11 protein-coding genes, 2 rRNA genes and 1 pseudogene are annotated in these 15180 nt (G+C 43.9%); 6 read left to right on the forward strand and 8 right to left on the reverse strand.

What is annotated here, in order from left to right:
• Positions 1–61: 61 nt before the first annotated feature.
• The gene (gene grpE / locus L5B76_RS03650; RefSeq protein WP_126371828.1) at positions 62–673 is read right to left on the reverse strand and encodes a nucleotide exchange factor GrpE; all 612 of its coding nucleotides are present in this window, start codon (positions 671–673) and stop codon (positions 62–64) included.
• Positions 674–875: 202 nt separating this feature from the next.
• On the opposite strand from grpE, the gene L5B76_RS03655 reads away from it, so the two are divergent.
• Together L5B76_RS03655 and recN are read left to right on the forward strand one after the other, a co-directional pair.
• A complete protein-coding gene (locus L5B76_RS03655; RefSeq protein ID WP_265754262.1) occupies positions 876–1793 on the forward strand; it encodes an NAD(+) kinase in 918 nt (305 codons plus the stop codon).
• A 77-nt stretch (positions 1794–1870) separates the two neighbouring features.
• Positions 1871–3547 carry a DNA repair protein RecN gene (gene recN / locus L5B76_RS03660; protein WP_265754263.1) on the forward strand — a complete coding sequence of 559 codons (1677 nt, stop codon included), beginning with the start codon at positions 1871–1873 and terminating at the stop codon, positions 3545–3547.
• A 308-nt stretch (positions 3548–3855) separates the two neighbouring features.
• On the opposite strand, the gene L5B76_RS03665 is transcribed toward recN, so the two are convergent.
• The 3 genes from L5B76_RS03665 to L5B76_RS03675 form a co-directional block, all read right to left on the reverse strand.
• Positions 3856–5064, reverse strand: coding sequence for an IS256 family transposase (locus tag L5B76_RS03665; protein WP_013745008.1), 1209 nt, complete (start codon positions 5062–5064; stop codon positions 3856–3858).
• 72 nt (positions 5065–5136) lie between these two features.
• A complete protein-coding gene (locus L5B76_RS03670; RefSeq protein WP_265754264.1) occupies positions 5137–6435 on the reverse strand; it encodes an L-cysteine desulfidase family protein in 1299 nt (432 codons plus the stop codon).
• Positions 6436–6462: 27 nt separating this feature from the next.
• Positions 6463–7581 carry a pyridoxal phosphate-dependent aminotransferase gene (locus L5B76_RS03675; protein WP_265754265.1) on the reverse strand — a complete coding sequence of 373 codons (1119 nt, stop codon included), beginning with the start codon at positions 7579–7581 and terminating at the stop codon, positions 6463–6465.
• A gap of 99 nt (positions 7582–7680) precedes the next feature.
• On the opposite strand from L5B76_RS03675, the gene L5B76_RS03680 reads away from it, so the two are divergent.
• The 4 genes from L5B76_RS03680 to qseC all read left to right on the forward strand — a co-directional run bounded on the left by L5B76_RS03680 (position 7681) and on the right by qseC (position 11060).
• Positions 7681–8211 carry a YgiW/YdeI family stress tolerance OB fold protein gene (locus tag L5B76_RS03680; protein WP_265754267.1) on the forward strand — a complete coding sequence of 177 codons (531 nt, stop codon included), beginning with the start codon at positions 7681–7683 and terminating at the stop codon, positions 8209–8211.
• Positions 8212–8337: 126 nt separating this feature from the next.
• On the forward strand, positions 8338–8988 hold the full coding sequence (gene tenA / locus L5B76_RS03685; protein WP_265754269.1) for a thiaminase II: 651 nt from the start codon (positions 8338–8340) through the stop codon (positions 8986–8988).
• Positions 8989–9007: 19 nt separating this feature from the next.
• Positions 9008–9673 (forward strand): response regulator, encoded by a 666-nt coding sequence (locus L5B76_RS03690; protein WP_265754270.1) that lies wholly within the window; start codon positions 9008–9010, stop codon positions 9671–9673.
• 1 nt (position 9674) lies between these two features.
• The gene (gene qseC / locus L5B76_RS03695; protein WP_265754271.1) at positions 9675–11060 is read left to right on the forward strand and encodes a quorum sensing histidine kinase QseC; all 1386 of its coding nucleotides are present in this window, start codon (positions 9675–9677) and stop codon (positions 11058–11060) included.
• Between the two features lie 35 nt (positions 11061–11095).
• Here the strand turns inward: qseC and L5B76_RS03700 are convergent.
• The 4 genes and pseudogenes from L5B76_RS03700 to L5B76_RS03715 form a co-directional block, all read right to left on the reverse strand.
• Positions 11096–11590, reverse strand: a pseudogene (locus L5B76_RS03700) (hemerythrin domain-containing protein); the annotation flags it as partial.
• Positions 11591–11717: 127 nt separating this feature from the next.
• Positions 11718–11864 (reverse strand): hypothetical protein, encoded by a 147-nt coding sequence (locus L5B76_RS03705; protein ID WP_265754273.1) that lies wholly within the window; start codon positions 11862–11864, stop codon positions 11718–11720.
• A 31-nt stretch (positions 11865–11895) separates the two neighbouring features.
• A 5S ribosomal RNA gene (gene rrf / locus L5B76_RS03710) occupies positions 11896–12011 on the reverse strand.
• A gap of 81 nt (positions 12012–12092) precedes the next feature.
• A 23S ribosomal RNA gene (locus L5B76_RS03715) occupies positions 12093–14991 on the reverse strand.
• Positions 14992–15180: the final 189 nt, after the last annotated feature.

The following is a 15180-nucleotide window of genomic DNA, read 5'->3' on the forward strand; positions in this document are numbered from 1 at the left end:
AACGCCTTATCAAATTTTACCTTGATAAAGCGTTATCACAACTTATTAATTTAATAGTTAATTACGCAGCCACCATCACCATTGCAGGGCGAATCACTCTGCCGTTTAGCAAATAGCCTTTTTGTAATACGGCGGTGATTTGGTTGCTTGCGAAGCCCTCTGTCGGCTGCATTGAAATGGCTTGGTGTAAATCTGGGTTGAAAGTTTCACCCACTTCACCCACGGCTTCCACGCCAAAGCGTGCAACCGTTGCCAATAAACCTTTTAAGGTTAATTCAACACCATCTAGCACACCTTTTAAGCTCTCATCTTCCGTGCTAACTGGCGTTGCTAGCGCACGCTCTAGGTTATCAATGGTTTCAAGCAGATCTTTAGCAAATTTTTCTAAAGCAAATTTATGCGCTTTTTCCACATCTTGCTCAGCACGGCGGCGGATATTATCCATTTCCGCACGACTGCGTAACAAAATGTCTTGCTCTTTTTTTGCTGTTTCAGCGAGCTGTTCTTCAAGCTCTTGCACGCGAGCAATGGCTTCTTCTAAAGCATCGCCTTCAAGATTTTCAGCACTTTCCTGCTGCTCAGCAGTTTCTTGTGCGTTTTCTGCTTGTTCCACTTGTTCCGTTTGTTCTTGATCTAATTCGTTTTTTTCCACTTGTTGTTCTTGTTCTGACATTGTTTTCTCCATCTGTTCAAAAGTTTGCGTTATTGTAACAAAAAACATAAAAATTGACAGTTGCTAGGGTCTGTTGATAATTCATTTTGTATTTGAGTTATCAACAGACCCTAAGACTAGCCACTGACACAGTTTATGTGTAATATAGCCCCTAATTTCTTGAATTCAAGTGCGGTCTGTTTTTCGCATAAAAATAAATATTATGTCCACAACTCATTTAATCGACAACAAAACCTTGCATAATTCTTTCCATACCATTGGATTGGTAGGGCGTCCGCGCAATGATGTAAATTTGCAAATGCACAAAAATTTATTTCAATGGCTGTCCGAAAAAGGCTACCAAGTGCTAGTAGAAAAAGGGGTTGGTGAGCGTTTAGACTTGCCCGCGCAACATCTTGCAGGGTTAGATGAAATTGGTACACGCGCGCAATTAGCTATCGTAATTGGTGGTGATGGCAATATGCTTGGGCGTGCCAGAATCTTAGCTAAATATGATATTGCCTTAATTGGCATTAACCGTGGCAATTTAGGTTTTCTCACGGATATTGATCCGAAAAATGCTTATGCACAGCTGGAAGCCTGTTTAGATCGTGGCGAATTTTTCGTGGAAGAACGCTTTCTTTTAGAAACCGCGATTGAATGCGAAGGGCAAATTATTGCCACCAGTAATGCGGTAAATGAAGCAGTGATTCACCCTGCCAAAATTGCACATATGATCGATTTCCACGTTTATATTGATGATAAACTGGCATTTTCACAACGTTCTGACGGCTTGATTATTTCGACCCCAACAGGTTCAACGGCTTATTCCCTTTCAGCTGGCGGCCCTATTCTTACCCCACAATTGAACGCCATTGCCCTTGTGCCAATGTTTCCGCACACCCTTTCTTCTCGCCCCTTGGTTATTGACGGTGAAAGTAAGATTTCCATACGCTTTGCCGATTACAACACGCCGCAATTAGAAGTGGGTTGTGATAGCCAAGTTGCCCTGCCATTCACCCCTGATGATGTGGTGCATATTTATAAAAGCAAACATAAACTGCGTTTATTGCACTTAAAAAATTATAATTATTACAATGTGTTAAGTACAAAATTAGGTTGGTTGAGAAATTCTGCATAAAAAATTTGCACAAAACGCTTTACTGTATATAAAAACAGTTATAAACTGATATACATACAGTTAAATGGGAGTGTATTATGCTTACTCAACTTACGATTAATAATTTTGCCATTGTTCATCATCTTGATATTGAATTAGCACAGGGAATGTCCGTCATCACTGGTGAAACGGGTGCAGGAAAATCCATTGCCATTGACGCCCTTGGCGTGTGTTTAGGGCAACGTACCGAAAGTGCGATGCTGCGTGAGGGGCAAAACCGTGCGGATATTTGTGCCACATTCCACATTGCGTCAAACAGCCCTGCGGATAAATGGCTCAAAGCCCAAGAGTTGCAAGATGAAGATAATCCAGAAAACTGTATTTTACGCCGTGTGATAAGCGCAGATGGGCGCTCCAAAGGCTTTATTAATAGCATTCCTGTTTCTGCCAGCCAGCTGAAAGAGCTAGGTCAGCTTTTAATTCAAGTGAACGGACAACATTCCTCACAACGTCTGCTAAAAAATGACTATCAACTCACTTTATTGGATCACTATTGCGCTCATAATGATCTTCTTACCAAAGTGCAAAAACACTATCGCCAATGGAAAGATCTGCAACAACAAGTGGCAAACTTCCAACAAAAATGCGCAGAAAATGAAGCAAAAAAACAACTTTTGCAATATCAGGTAGAAGAACTTGATGAATTCAATTTACAAGAAAATGAATTTGCTGAATTAGAAGAAGAATACAACCGCCTTGCCAACAGTGAAGAGCTTACTGCTCTTTCTCAATCCGTGCTAAATTTATTAAGTGAAAATGATGAACTAAACGCGGATAGTCTGCTCTATCGTGCGGTACAAAATTTAGAAGAATTACAGGCACTTGACCCGCACTACAACGATGCACTCACAATGTTGCAAGAAGCGCTAATTCAAGTGCAAGAAGCTAGCTCTGAAATCCAACATCTATCTAGCAACATTGAACCTGATCCTTATCGTTTACAAGAAGTAGAAAGCCGAATGAGCCAAGCTCTTCAACTTGCGCGTAAGCACAATGTAAAAGCCGAAGAATTGGTTGCGTTACATCGCTCCTTAAGACGAGAACTCGATCAGCTGGTAGATTTTGCGGATAGCGAAGATGCGCTCATTGAACAGGAAAAACAAGCTTATGCACAGCTGTTAGAAAATGCGCAAGCTTTGAGTGCAAGCCGCCAAAAAGGAGCAGAAAAGCTCTCAGCACAAGTTACCAAAGGGATTAAACAACTGGCAATGGAAAATGCTGAATTTTCTATTTGCGTGGAACAAGCAGAAAATAAACTGACCGCTCACGGAATGGATCAGGTGCAATTTATTCTGCAAGCGAACCTTGGACAATCCGCTCAGCCTTTGGCAAAAGTGGCATCGGGTGGTGAGCTTTCTCGTATCGCTTTAGTGTTACAGGTGCTGACCTCCGATAAATCCGCCATTCCAACGCTTATTTTTGATGAAATTGATGTAGGAATCAGTGGCGCAACCGCAAGCGTGGTTGGGAAATTATTACGCAAGTTAGGGCAAAAATGCCAAGTGATTTGTGTAACCCACTTACCGCAAGTGGCGTGCTGCGGACATCAACATTTTTGCGTAGAAAAACAAACCATTAATGGAAAAACTGAAACAAAAATGACCGCACTTTCTCAGCAACAGCGTGTGAAAGCCTTAGCCAGATTGCTTGGCTCAACCAAAGTTACCGAAAGCGCCTTAGCCAATGCGGAAGAAATGCTGCGTTTGATTGCATAGCTGATCCTATAGCTAATTATATCGCTTTTATATAAAAGCCTGATTAACCGCTAAGGTAAGGCATAACAAACCAAAAATTAGGGAAACGGAATAAGCACAAGAAGCGCAAAAAAGTAAGAGATAAGAGAAAGGAAAAAAGAAAAACAGAAAAATCAGCAAAAATTGCCCCGCACTTTGTGTTTAGATTATCACTCAAAAGTGCGGGGGAAATTTAATAAATTTTGCAATAAAAAAGTAAAAAGAAAGAATACCAAACGCGTGGATTTGTTAGACCCTATCCCAAATTCTGTGTAAACACCCATTTCAACTTAACGGTGATCGTCGAGGCGATCACCAAAATCAATCATAAAACGATTCATTGCCTGTTTCCAGTTTTGAATCGGCATTGTCCATTTCTTTGACGCATCTTTCATCGCCAGCCATATTACCTTGAACACCGACTCATCCGTCGGGAATACATTGCGTTTTTTAATGACTCGCCGAATCACGCTATTGAGTGACTCCACCGCATTGGTGGTATAAATCGCTTTGCGAATATCCGACGGATAATCAAAAAATGTCGCGATATTCGCCCAATTCTCCTCCCAACCTCTCGCTACAAGCGGGTATTTTTCCTGCCATTTTTGCGAAAGTGCGGTCAAATTCTCGCGTGCTTGCATCTCCGTCGGGGCTTGATACACCTGTTTTAAATCCGCAGTCACCGCCTTGTAATCTTTCCATGACACATATTTCAAACTATTACGCACCAAATGCACAATGCAAAGCTGAATCTTGGTTTGGGGATAAACGGCATTAATGGCGTCAGGAAAGCCTTTTAAACCGTCCACACACGCAATTAAAATGTCTTTTAAACCGCGATTTTGCAGCTCTGTTAGCACGTTTGCCCAGAACTTCGCGCCTTCGTTTTCGGCAATCCAGAGTCCGAGTAATTCTTTATGCCCCTCCAAATTCACACCCAACGCCACAAAGACGGACTTGTTGATAATCCGCCCGTCTTGACGCACTTTGACCACGATGCAATCCAAATAAACAATCGGATACACCGCATCAAGCGGGCGATTTTGCCATTCCAAGACGCGCTCTTTAACCGAATCTGTCACGCGAGAAATCAAGCTCGTTGACACATCAGCATCATAGAGTTCTTTGAACATTTCGACGATTTCTTGATTGCTTAAGCCTTTGGCATATAAGGCGATAATCTGCTCGTCCATTCCGGTAATTCGGGTTTGGTTTTTCTTGATAAGCTGCGGTTCAAAGGTGCCCTCACGGTCACGAGGGGTATCAATTTCCATTTCACCCTCATCACACATCACAGTTTTGGACGTATAGCCGTTACGCGCATTTTTGCCTTTTCGTGGCTGATGTTTTTCATAACCAAGGTGGTCAGTCAGTTCCGCGTTTAGGGCTGCTTCGACCGTGATTTTTTTGAGCATTCGAGAAAACTGATTAAGGTCTTCCGGCGTTTTGAGGTGTTTGGCAAATTCTGCTGCCAAGGCGTGGAGTTGTTTTTCGTTCATAATAAAATACCTGTATCTAATGTATTATCTCAGAAACAGGCATTTACACAAATTGTGGGAGAGGCTCATTTGTTATTCCCCCTTTGGTTTACTCACCATAATCTCAATGACTTGGCGATCGGTGTATTGCATACTGCGTGAAGCAATGTTGCAAAGGTTATTGATTGAACGATCGATACAATGTTCTACAATACCCTCGTTGCCGGTAACTTGCATATTATCCAATGCCATTAGTACCGCCTTATAGCTTGAGGTTACACTGGTGGATACTTTCATTGCACAGCTATTTGCTGCGCCATCGCAAATAATGCCGCTAATATCGCCAATCATACTGCTGATTGCCATACTTACAGTTTCAAATTTGCCCGTAAGCAACCAAGCAATGCCCGCACAACTGCCCATTGCTGCAGTGGTCGCCGCACATAATGCAGAAAGTTTTGGCAGTTTGCTGTGGATATAAATCGCCATTAAGTGCGAAAGAAATAAAGCACGGGTGAGCTGTTCATCAGTGGCGTTAATATGTTTTGCAACCACCACAACAGGCATTGTCGCTGCAATCCCCTGGTTACCAGAGCCAGAATTACTCATTGCAGGCAGATTTGCGCCGCCCATTCGCGCATCGGAGGCTGCGGTGGTTTCGATAATAATGCGGTTCATTAAATCATCACCCAGCAATCCTGTGGCAATTTGTTTTTGCAATGTGCGCCCAATATGCAAGCCATAATCTTGCCGTAAGCCCTCTTGTGAAAGGGCTGAATTTAGCCTTTCAGCTTCATCAATAAATTTGATCTTGGCCAGATCCACTTGGGTGGAAAAATCAAAAATCGCTTTCGCTGAAAGTGCGGTAAAAATTTCGTACAAATTTTCACTTTCTACCGCGCAAGGTTTGGTGAAAATCACCTGATCATTTTTGGCAATATAAATCACATTGGTATGATGTGCTGCAATGCGCACGCACACTTTGTCCTGCTGATGAAAAAGCGTCGCTTCAGAATACAAAATATGCTCCGTTTCAAAAATTGAAACGGAAACTCTATCTTCCTTGATCATTTGTTTCGCTTGCTCGGTTTGTTCTGGCGTGATGTTTTTTAACACTTCCAATCCAGCATTCGGATCGCCTCCAATCGCCCCGATGGCCGCTGCCATCGTCAGCCCTAAAGTTCCCGTCCCCGGTACGGTTACGCCCATTCCATTTTTCATTAAATTCGGCGAAACTTTTGCTTCAATACGTTCAGGCATTGCGTTTAAATATTGTCGTGCGGTTGCCGCTGCTAAAGCAAGGGAAATGGGTTCGGTGCAGCCTAAGGCTGGCACAACTTCTTGTTTTACAATATCTAATAGGGCTTGTTCGGTATCTGCTTGAAAATTCATAATGTTCCTTTATTTTGCTGTCGGTAATTATTTCTGTTCAGCGAGCCATTTTTTCATTCGCTCTACGCCCTCGCGTAAATGGGCAATCTCTCTGGTGTAAGCAAAGCGGAGATAGTGCTTGGTGCCATTTTCCCCAAAATCGATCCCTGGGGTAGCGGCCACTTGAATTTCAGCTAGCATTTTTTTCGCAAATTCATAGCTATCTTGCGTGTAATCAGACACATCAGCCCAAAGATAAAATGCCCCTTGTGGTTTAAATTCGATCTTGAATAAGGATTTTAATTCGTTATACAGAAAATCTCGCCGTTCTTGGAAAATGCCTTTAATTTCATTAAGATAATCATAATCAAAGGCAGCCAACGCGCCATATTGGCTCAATGTAGGCGCAGAAATAAAAATGTTTTGCGCCACAATTTCCGCTTCTCTTGCCTTTTCTTCTGGCACGATAATCCAGCCTAAACGCATCCCTGGCATACAAAAATACTTAGAAAACCCGTTAATCACATAAGCATTCGGATTAAATTGCAAGGCAGTCGCAGCTTGCTCATCATAAACCAAGCCGTGATAAAGCTCATCGGAAATAAAAGCAATTTGATTAGCAATGCAATATTCATTCAGCGCTTGCAAACGTTCAGCAGTATAAATATTGCCCGTTGGATTGGCGGGGGAAGAAATTTGCAAAGCCTTAATTTGGCGATTTTCAAGCTGTTGTGGTGCAAGCTGATAACAATCTTGCTTATCGACAGGGATAAATTCAGGCTGAATATCCATCATATAAGCAAAATTTTTATAGCACGGATAAGCAGGATCTGTCAGTCCCAGTTTATCTCCTTGATTAAGGGTTAAGGCATAGGCGACAAGAAATGCGCCACTTGTACCGGGGGTAAGAATAATGCGATGCGGTGCAACCTCCACTTGATAAGTGCGGTGGTAAAATTCACGAATTTTTTCACGCAACGCAGGCAAGCCAAGGCTTTCCGTATAACTAAATTGATTGTCTTCAATGGCTTGTTGCAAGGCCTGCTTGACTTTCGGTGATGGCGGTAAATCAGGTTGGCCAATTTCAAAATGAATGGCATTAGGGTATTTCGCCGCTTCACGCACAATATCCATCACAATAAATGCCGACATATTTTCACAACGCATTATTTTTTCCTTTTTGCCTATCTTAAGATTCTCTTAATATTTCTTTGTTTTAATGTTCCCAACAAGACAGCCGTCTTGTCATTTGAAAGGAGTTTAACAATGAAAAAACTTAGTTTAGCAACAATTTTACTATTATCAACTGCTAGCCTTGTGGTTAGCGCAGAGAATTTACCCGCAGCCAATCAACAAGCTGCCGCAGTGGAACAAAAAGCGCAAATCGTACCCGATGCGGAAAAAGCAGAAAAAGCGCATAAAAAGCATCATCATAAACATAAAAAAGAGCACAAAAAACGCGGTGGATTTGTTGATCCGACTAATCCACAACCGCAAACCAAGGGGGAAAAATCCTTTGCAAATAATTTATCTGTAAGCCAAATTAGCGAGCAAGCTGTTTGGAAAGATGATCAACGCATTGTTTTACAAGGAAATATTGTTAAACAATTAAGCAAAGATGATTTCTTATTCCGCGATAAGAGCGGTGAAATTGAAGTGGAAATTGAGCCGCACGCGTGGCGTGGCAAAACGATCACGCCAAATGATGAAGTGAAAATTCTTGCGGAAGTGGAGAAATCCGACAAAAAATTAGAATTGGAAGTTCAACGTGTTGCAAAAGTGGCAAAAAGTAATTAATCGCGAAAAGATTCCATTCGCAAATTTATCTTTTTAGGCTAAACTCAATGGGCATTTTGCTCATTGGGTTTATGTGGTAAATGGGACAAGATGGCATTATTTACTTCAACATAAAAGGAAAATCAAATGCTTACCGTAGAAAACCTGATCGCCCAAAGCCAGCCTTATTGGGATAATTATATCCAACATTCCTTTGTACAGCAGCTCGCCGCAGGTCGCCTGCCACGCCAATGCTTTCAACATTATTTACAGCAAGATTATCTCTATCTCTTTCAGTACAGCCGTGCGTTATCGCTAGGCATTTTCAAAGCGGATAATTTTGCTGAAATTCACACCGCTCACCAAGCCAATGAGGTGTTGCTGAAAGAAATTCAGTTGCACATCGCATTCTGTCAAGAATGGGGCATTTCAGAGCAAGATCTGCAAAAAATGCCTGAATCTACCGCTTGTGTGGCCTACACGCGTTATGTGCTGGATTGTGGCATCAAAGGTGGGCTTGCGGAACTTTATACTGCCCTTGCACCTTGTATGCTGGGCTATGCGGCAATCGGCAAAATGCTCGGCAGCCAAACGCCAACGCCGAATAATCCTTATCAAAAATGGATCGATACTTACGCCGCACAAGATTTTCAACAAGCTGCGGCGGAGTTTAGCGCAATGCTCAACGGATTATTTGAAAATGTTTCAGCAAAACAACAGCAACAATTACAACATATTTTCACCACAGCGACGCGAATGGAAATTGACTTCTGGCAAATGGGGCTAGATTTAAGCTAACTAAAGTGCGGTTAAAATTATGCGAATTTTATTAATTGAAGACGATCCTTTAATCGGTGATGGGCTTAACATTGGGCTCGGCAAATCAGGTTTCAGTGTCGATTGGTTTCAAGACGGTGAAAGCGGTATGCAAGCCTTGGCTTCCGCCCCTTATGATGCCGTGGTGCTCGATCTCACCTTGCCGAAAAAAGACGGCTTGCAGGTGTTGCAACAATGGCGTAAAGCCAATCAAGATGTGCCTGTACTTATTTTAACCGCACGAGATAGCTTAGAACAACGCATTGAAGGTTTGCAACTCGGGGCGGACGATTATCTTGGCAAGCCCTTTGCGCTCGGCGAAGTGGTTGCTCGCTTACAAGCGCTCATTCGCCGCCGTTATGGGCAAACGCAATCGCTGCTCACCCACGGTGTAGTGAGCCTTGATCTGGGGCAGCACAAAGCCTTTTTACGTAATCAAGAAGTTTCCCTCACAGGAACGGAATACAAGTTACTTGAGCTATTTATGCACCATAAAGAGCGGGTACTTTCTCGCGGATTTATTGAAGAAAAGCTCTATACTTGGAACGATGAAGTGAGCAGCAATGCGTTGGAAGTGCATATTTACAATTTACGTCAAAAACTCGGCAAACCGTTTATTCGCACGATACACGGCGTAGGCTATGCCCTTGGCACAATCGAGGAATAAAATGAAACCACGCAGTTTACGTCTTCGTCTAATTCTTATTCTTTCCCTGTTAGCCAGCGCTATTTGGCTGGCTTCTACTGCGATTGCGTGGTCGGCCGCGCGTAGCCAAGTAAACGAAGTTTTTGATACACAACAGATTTTATTCGCCAAACGGCTAGCCACTTCGCATTTAAGAAGTATTTTAATTGAGCGCTACCGCCCCGAAGGAAAAAATTATCGCCAAAAACCACCGCACTTTCGCAAAAGACAAAATTACGATGATGATGCTCTTGCCTTTGCGATTTTTAATCACGATGGTGAAATGCTGCTCAGTGATAGCGAAAACGGCAACAATTTTATTTATGAACCGAAAAGGGGCTTTAATAACACCACCTTGCAAGGTGATGACGATGAATGGCGAATTTTTTGGCTGCCCGCGGCGGAAGGCAGATTAATGATCGCCGTGGGACAAGAGCTGGAATATCGCCAAGAATTAGTCGAAAAAATGGTGCTAGGCCAAATGTGGATTTGGTTTGCTAGCCTGCCTGTGTTACTTGCCGTGATTATTTGGGCCATTAGCCGCGAACTGTCCATATTGCGCAATGTGAGCGAACAGGTGAGCCAGCGTAGCCCTGATGATGAACAACCGCTCAACACGCAACAAGTGCCAAAAGAAATCTTGCCATTAGTGCAAAATTTAAATCAATTTTTTACCCGCACTGCAACCAGCCTACTTAGAGAGCGGCGTTTTACATCTGATGCAGCGCACGAATTGCGCAGCCCGCTCACTGCGTTGCGTATTCAAACTGAACTCGCACAAATGGCAGGTGATGATGAAACAATGCGTAATCAAGCATTGCAAAACCTTACGCTAGGCATCGATCGCGCAAGCCAATTGGTGGAACAGTTGCTTACACTTTCGCGCTTAGATAATCTCAATGAATTAGCCCATCTTAACACCATTGAATGGGATAAATTAATCACCGAGCTTGTGGCTGAACGTTATTTAAAAGCCGAAAAAGCAGGGATCACATTAATTTTTGAACCGCTAAGCAAACCCAATACACAGCAAGGCGAACCATTATTGCTTTCTTTAATGTTACGCAATCTGATCGACAACGCCATTACCTATTGCCCTAAAGGCAGTGAAATTCGCCTTATTTTACAACAAGATAAACTTATCATCGCCGATAACGGCGGTGGAGTCCCTGATGACGCCCTGGATAAACTCAGCCAACGCTTCTACCGCCCAGCAGGCCAAAATGAAAAAGGCAGCGGTTTGGGATTATCTATCGTACAACGCATCGCCCAATTACATCACTACCAAGTGCGGTATAAAAATGCCGAGAATTCGCGTGGGAAGAAAGGGTTTTGGGTGGAGATTTTATTGAATAAAAAAGCACCTTAAACCACCTTAAGGTGCTAACATTATTATTGCTACGACTATTGTTCGCTTAATACACGCGGGAATAAGATATTATTTTCTGTGTGAATATGCTCTTGCAGATCATCACAAAACTCTTGAATACCTTGGTAGAGATTACGCCAAGAAGTGCAAGCATCAGCTGGTGGTGTCATATTGTGAGTGAGAGCGCGTAGCACTTCAATCGTTGCGCCGTGTTCATCGTGTTCAAATTCCATTACCTGAATAGGCATTCGTGCCATCATATAATTACCTGCTTGGATCATTGGGAACAAGATTTGTTCTTCTTTCATCATATGGCTAGACAAATCTGCATAGGCATTTTTTAGCGCGTCAGCTAAACCTTTTGGGCAATCTGGGTGATCACCGTGGCGTTCTTCAACTTTTTCTGCAAGGGGAATTAGCTCTTGCAATTGTTCACGATGACGTTGATGAAAACGCGACAGAATATGCGAGATGGTGTCTTGGTAAGTGGCACTTTGCCATTGTTGATCGGCTTGTTTCATTCTATTTTCTAATGACATAATTTGACCTTAATGTGAGTAGTTTAAATCCGAGTAAAATAGTAAGGTATTTATATCAAAATACAAAATCATTTTAGGAAAAAAGCACAATGTTTATGATCTATATCAGGTTTTAAGTTTAGGTGTAAGCAAAAAAGCCTAAACAAAAACGCCACTGAGTTCCCTCAATGGCGTTTTTATCTTCCCAAGCTTTTGAGTTAAGGGCAATCTCCCAATCCAAAATCCCATATATACCAATATACCAATATACCAATAAAAAAACCACCTAGTCTCCTAGGTGGTCTTCCTTATTCAAAACCTGGCGGTGTCCTACTCTCACATGGGGATTCCCCACACTACCATCGGCGTTACAGCGTTTCACTTCTAAGTTCGGCATGGATTTAGGTGGGTCCACTGCACTAACGCCGCCAAGATAATTCTTTATATTCTTTATGTCTTTTCTATTCGTTCTTCACTTCTTCAACAAAAACAAGCCAAAACCCTTGAGCGTTGTATAGTTAAGCCTCTCGGGCAATTAGTACTGGTTAGCTCAACGGCTCACACCGCTTACACACCCAGCCTATCTACGTCGTCGTCTCCAACAACCCTTACAGTCTTATAGACTGGGAGAACTCATCTTAAGGCAAGTTTCGTGCTTAGATGCTTTCAGCACTTATCTCTTCCGCATTTAGCTACCCAGCAGTGCCTCTGGCGAGACAACTGGTACACCAGTGATGCGTCCACTCCGGTCCTCTCGTACTAGGAGCAGCCCCTCTCAATTCTCCAACGCCCACGGCAGATAGGGACCGAACTGTCTCACGACGTTCTAAACCCAGCTCGCGTACCACTTTAAATGGCGAACAGCCATACCCTTGGGACCTACTTCAGCCCCAGGATGTGATGAGCCGACATCGAGGTGCCAAACACCGCCGTCGATATGAACTCTTGGGCGGTATCAGCCTGTTATCCCCGGAGTACCTTTTATCCGTTGAGCGATGGCCCTTCCATTCAGAACCACCGGATCACTATGACCTGCTTTCGCACCTGCTCGACTTGTCTGTCTCGCAGTTAAGCTTGCTTATACCATTGCACTAACCTGACGATGTCCGACCGTCATTAGCAAACCTTCGTGCTCCTCCGTTACGCTTTGGGAGGAGACCGCCCCAGTCAAACTACCCACCAGACACTGTCCGAACACCCGTTTCAGGCGCTTCGTTAGAACATCAAACGTTAAAGGGTGGTATTTCAACAACGACTCCACGATAACTGGCGTTACCGCTTCATAGTCTCCCACCTATCCTACACATCAAAATTCAAGGTTCAGTGTCAAGCTATAGTAAAGGTTCACGGGGTCTTTCCGTCTAGCCGCGGGTACACCGCATCTTCACGGCGATTTCAATTTCACTGAGTCTCGGGTGGAGACAGCCTGGCCATCATTATGCCATTCGTGCAGGTCGGAACTTACCCGACAAGGAATTTCGCTACCTTAGGACCGTTATAGTTACGGCCGCCGTTTACTGGGGCTTCGATCAGGAGCTTCTCTTTCGATTACACCATCAATTAACCTTCCAGCACCGGGCAGGCATCACACCCTATACGTCCACTTTCGTGTTTGCAGAGTGCTGTGTTTTTAATAAACAGTTGCAGCCAGCTGGTATCTTCGACTGGTTCATGCTCCATTCGCAAAGAACTTCACACTACGCCAGCGCACCTTCTCCCGAAGTTACGGTGCTATTTTGCCTAGTTCCTTCACCCGAGTTCTCTCAAGCGCCTGAGTATTCTCTACCTGACCACCTGTGTCGGTTTTCAGTACGGTTTAGATAAACCTGAAGCTTAGTGGCTTTTCCTGGAAGTGTGGTATCAATTACTTCAGCACCTTAGTGCCTCGTCATCATCTCTCAGTGTTTACAGTGAACCGGATTTGCCTAGTCCACCCACCTACCAACTTAAACGTACATCTCCAACAGTACGCTAACCTAACCTACTCCGTCCCCACATCGCAGTTTATCCAAGTACGGGAATATTAACCCGTTTCCCATCGACTACGCTTTTCAGCCTCGCCTTAGGGGCCGACTCACCCTGCCCCGATTAACGTTGGACAGGAACCCTTGGTCTTCCGGCGAACGGGTTTTTCACCCGTTTTATCGTTACTTATGTCAGCATTCGCACTTGTGATACGTCCAGCAATCCTCTCAAATCACCTTCTTCCGCTTACACAACGCTCCCCTACCCAACAGTATTGCTACTGATGCCGCAGCTTCGGTACTATATTTTAGCCCCGTTACATCTTCCGCGCAGGCCGACTCGACTAGTGAGCTATTACGCTTTCTTTAAATGGTGGCTGCTTCTAAGCCAACATCCTAGCTGTCTAAGCCTTCCCACTTCGTTTCCCACTTAATATAGATTTTGGGACCTTAGCTGGCGGTCTGGGTTGTTTCCCTCTCCACGACGGACGTTAGCACCCGCCGTGTGTCTCCTGAGTATCACTCTTCGGTATTCGGAGTTTGCATCGGTTTGGTAACCCGGGATGGGCCCCTAGCCGAAACAGTGCTCTACCCCCAAAGGTGTCCGCTCAAGGCTCTACCTAAATAGATTTCGGGGAGAACCAGCTATCTCCCGGTTTGATTGGCCTTTCACCCCCAGCCACAAGTCATCCGCTAATTTTTCAACATTAGTCGGTTCGGTCCTCCAGTTAGTGTTACCCAACCTTCAACCTGCCCATGGCTAGATCACCGGGTTTCGGGTCTATACCTTGCAACTCAACGCCCAGTTAAGACTCGGTTTCCCTTCGGCTCCCTTATTCAGTTAACCTCGCTACAAAATATAAGTCGCTGACCCATTATACAAAAGGTACGCAGTCACCCTTTCGGGCTCCCACTGCTTGTACGTACAGGGTTTCAGGTTCTATTTCACTCCCCTCACCGGGGTTCTTTTCGCCTTTCCTTCACAGTACTGGTTCACTATCGGTCAATCAGGAGTATTTAGCCTTGGAGGATGGTCCCCCCATCTTCAAACAGGATTCCTCGTGTCCCGCCCTACTTGTCGTAAGCTTAGTACTACACGCAATTTTTTAGATACGGGGCTATCACCCTGTGTCGCTTAGCTTCCCAGCTAATTCTCCTAAATCACATGCTATCACTCACTGGCTACTCCGCTTTCGCTCGCCGCTACTCACAGAATCTCGGTTGATTTCTTTTCCTCGGGGTACTTAGATGTTTCAGTTCTCCCGGTTCGCCTTGTTTACCTATTTTATTCAGTAAACAATGATAGGTTCTTCACCTATCGGGTTTCCCCATTCGGACATCGTGGGTTAAACGCTTCTTATCAACTCACCCACGCTTTTCGCAGATTAGCACGTCCTTCTTCGCCTCTGATTGCCAAGGCATCCGCCCTGTACGCTTTCTCACTTAACTATACAACCTCAAGGATTTTTTACTTTCCCTGAAGTGTCTTCATTCTCGTTGAGAACGCTTACTTGCTTTTGTTCAAGTAAGTCTTTTCTACTCAGACTTCTTCAATTTAATAAGAAAATGGCTCTATTACGATTACCACTCCCTCATCAGCTTGAAAGTCTCTTCAGTTTTCAGCTTGTTTTTATATTG

It is taken from the genome of Avibacterium sp. 21-594, from assembly GCF_026226815.1.
Classification (GTDB): Bacteria; Pseudomonadota; Gammaproteobacteria; order Enterobacterales; family Pasteurellaceae; genus Avibacterium; species Avibacterium avium.

Bases quoted from the DNA above. Each gene is read 5' to 3' on its own strand.
- L5B76_RS03680 (WP_265754267.1), top strand. From the start codon at position 7,681: ATGAAAAAACTTAGTTTAGCAACAATTTTACTATTATCAACTGCTAGC.
- grpE (WP_126371828.1), bottom strand. From the start codon at position 673: ATGTCAGAACAAGAACAACAAGTGGAAAAAAACGAATTAGATCAAGAA.
- L5B76_RS03665 (WP_013745008.1), bottom strand. From the start codon at position 5,064: ATGAACGAAAAACAACTCCACGCCTTGGCAGCAGAATTTGCCAAACAC.
- L5B76_RS03670 (WP_265754264.1), bottom strand. From the start codon at position 6,435: ATGAATTTTCAAGCAGATACCGAACAAGCCCTATTAGATATTGTAAAA.
- L5B76_RS03675 (WP_265754265.1), bottom strand. From the start codon at position 7,581: ATGCGTTGTGAAAATATGTCGGCATTTATTGTGATGGATATTGTGCGT.
- L5B76_RS03655 (WP_265754262.1), top strand. From the start codon at position 876: ATGTCCACAACTCATTTAATCGACAACAAAACCTTGCATAATTCTTTC.
- tenA (WP_265754269.1), top strand. From the start codon at position 8,338: ATGCTTACCGTAGAAAACCTGATCGCCCAAAGCCAGCCTTATTGGGAT.
- L5B76_RS03690 (WP_265754270.1), top strand. From the start codon at position 9,008: ATGCGAATTTTATTAATTGAAGACGATCCTTTAATCGGTGATGGGCTT.
- qseC (WP_265754271.1), top strand. From the start codon at position 9,675: ATGAAACCACGCAGTTTACGTCTTCGTCTAATTCTTATTCTTTCCCTG.
- recN (WP_265754263.1), top strand. From the start codon at position 1,871: ATGCTTACTCAACTTACGATTAATAATTTTGCCATTGTTCATCATCTT.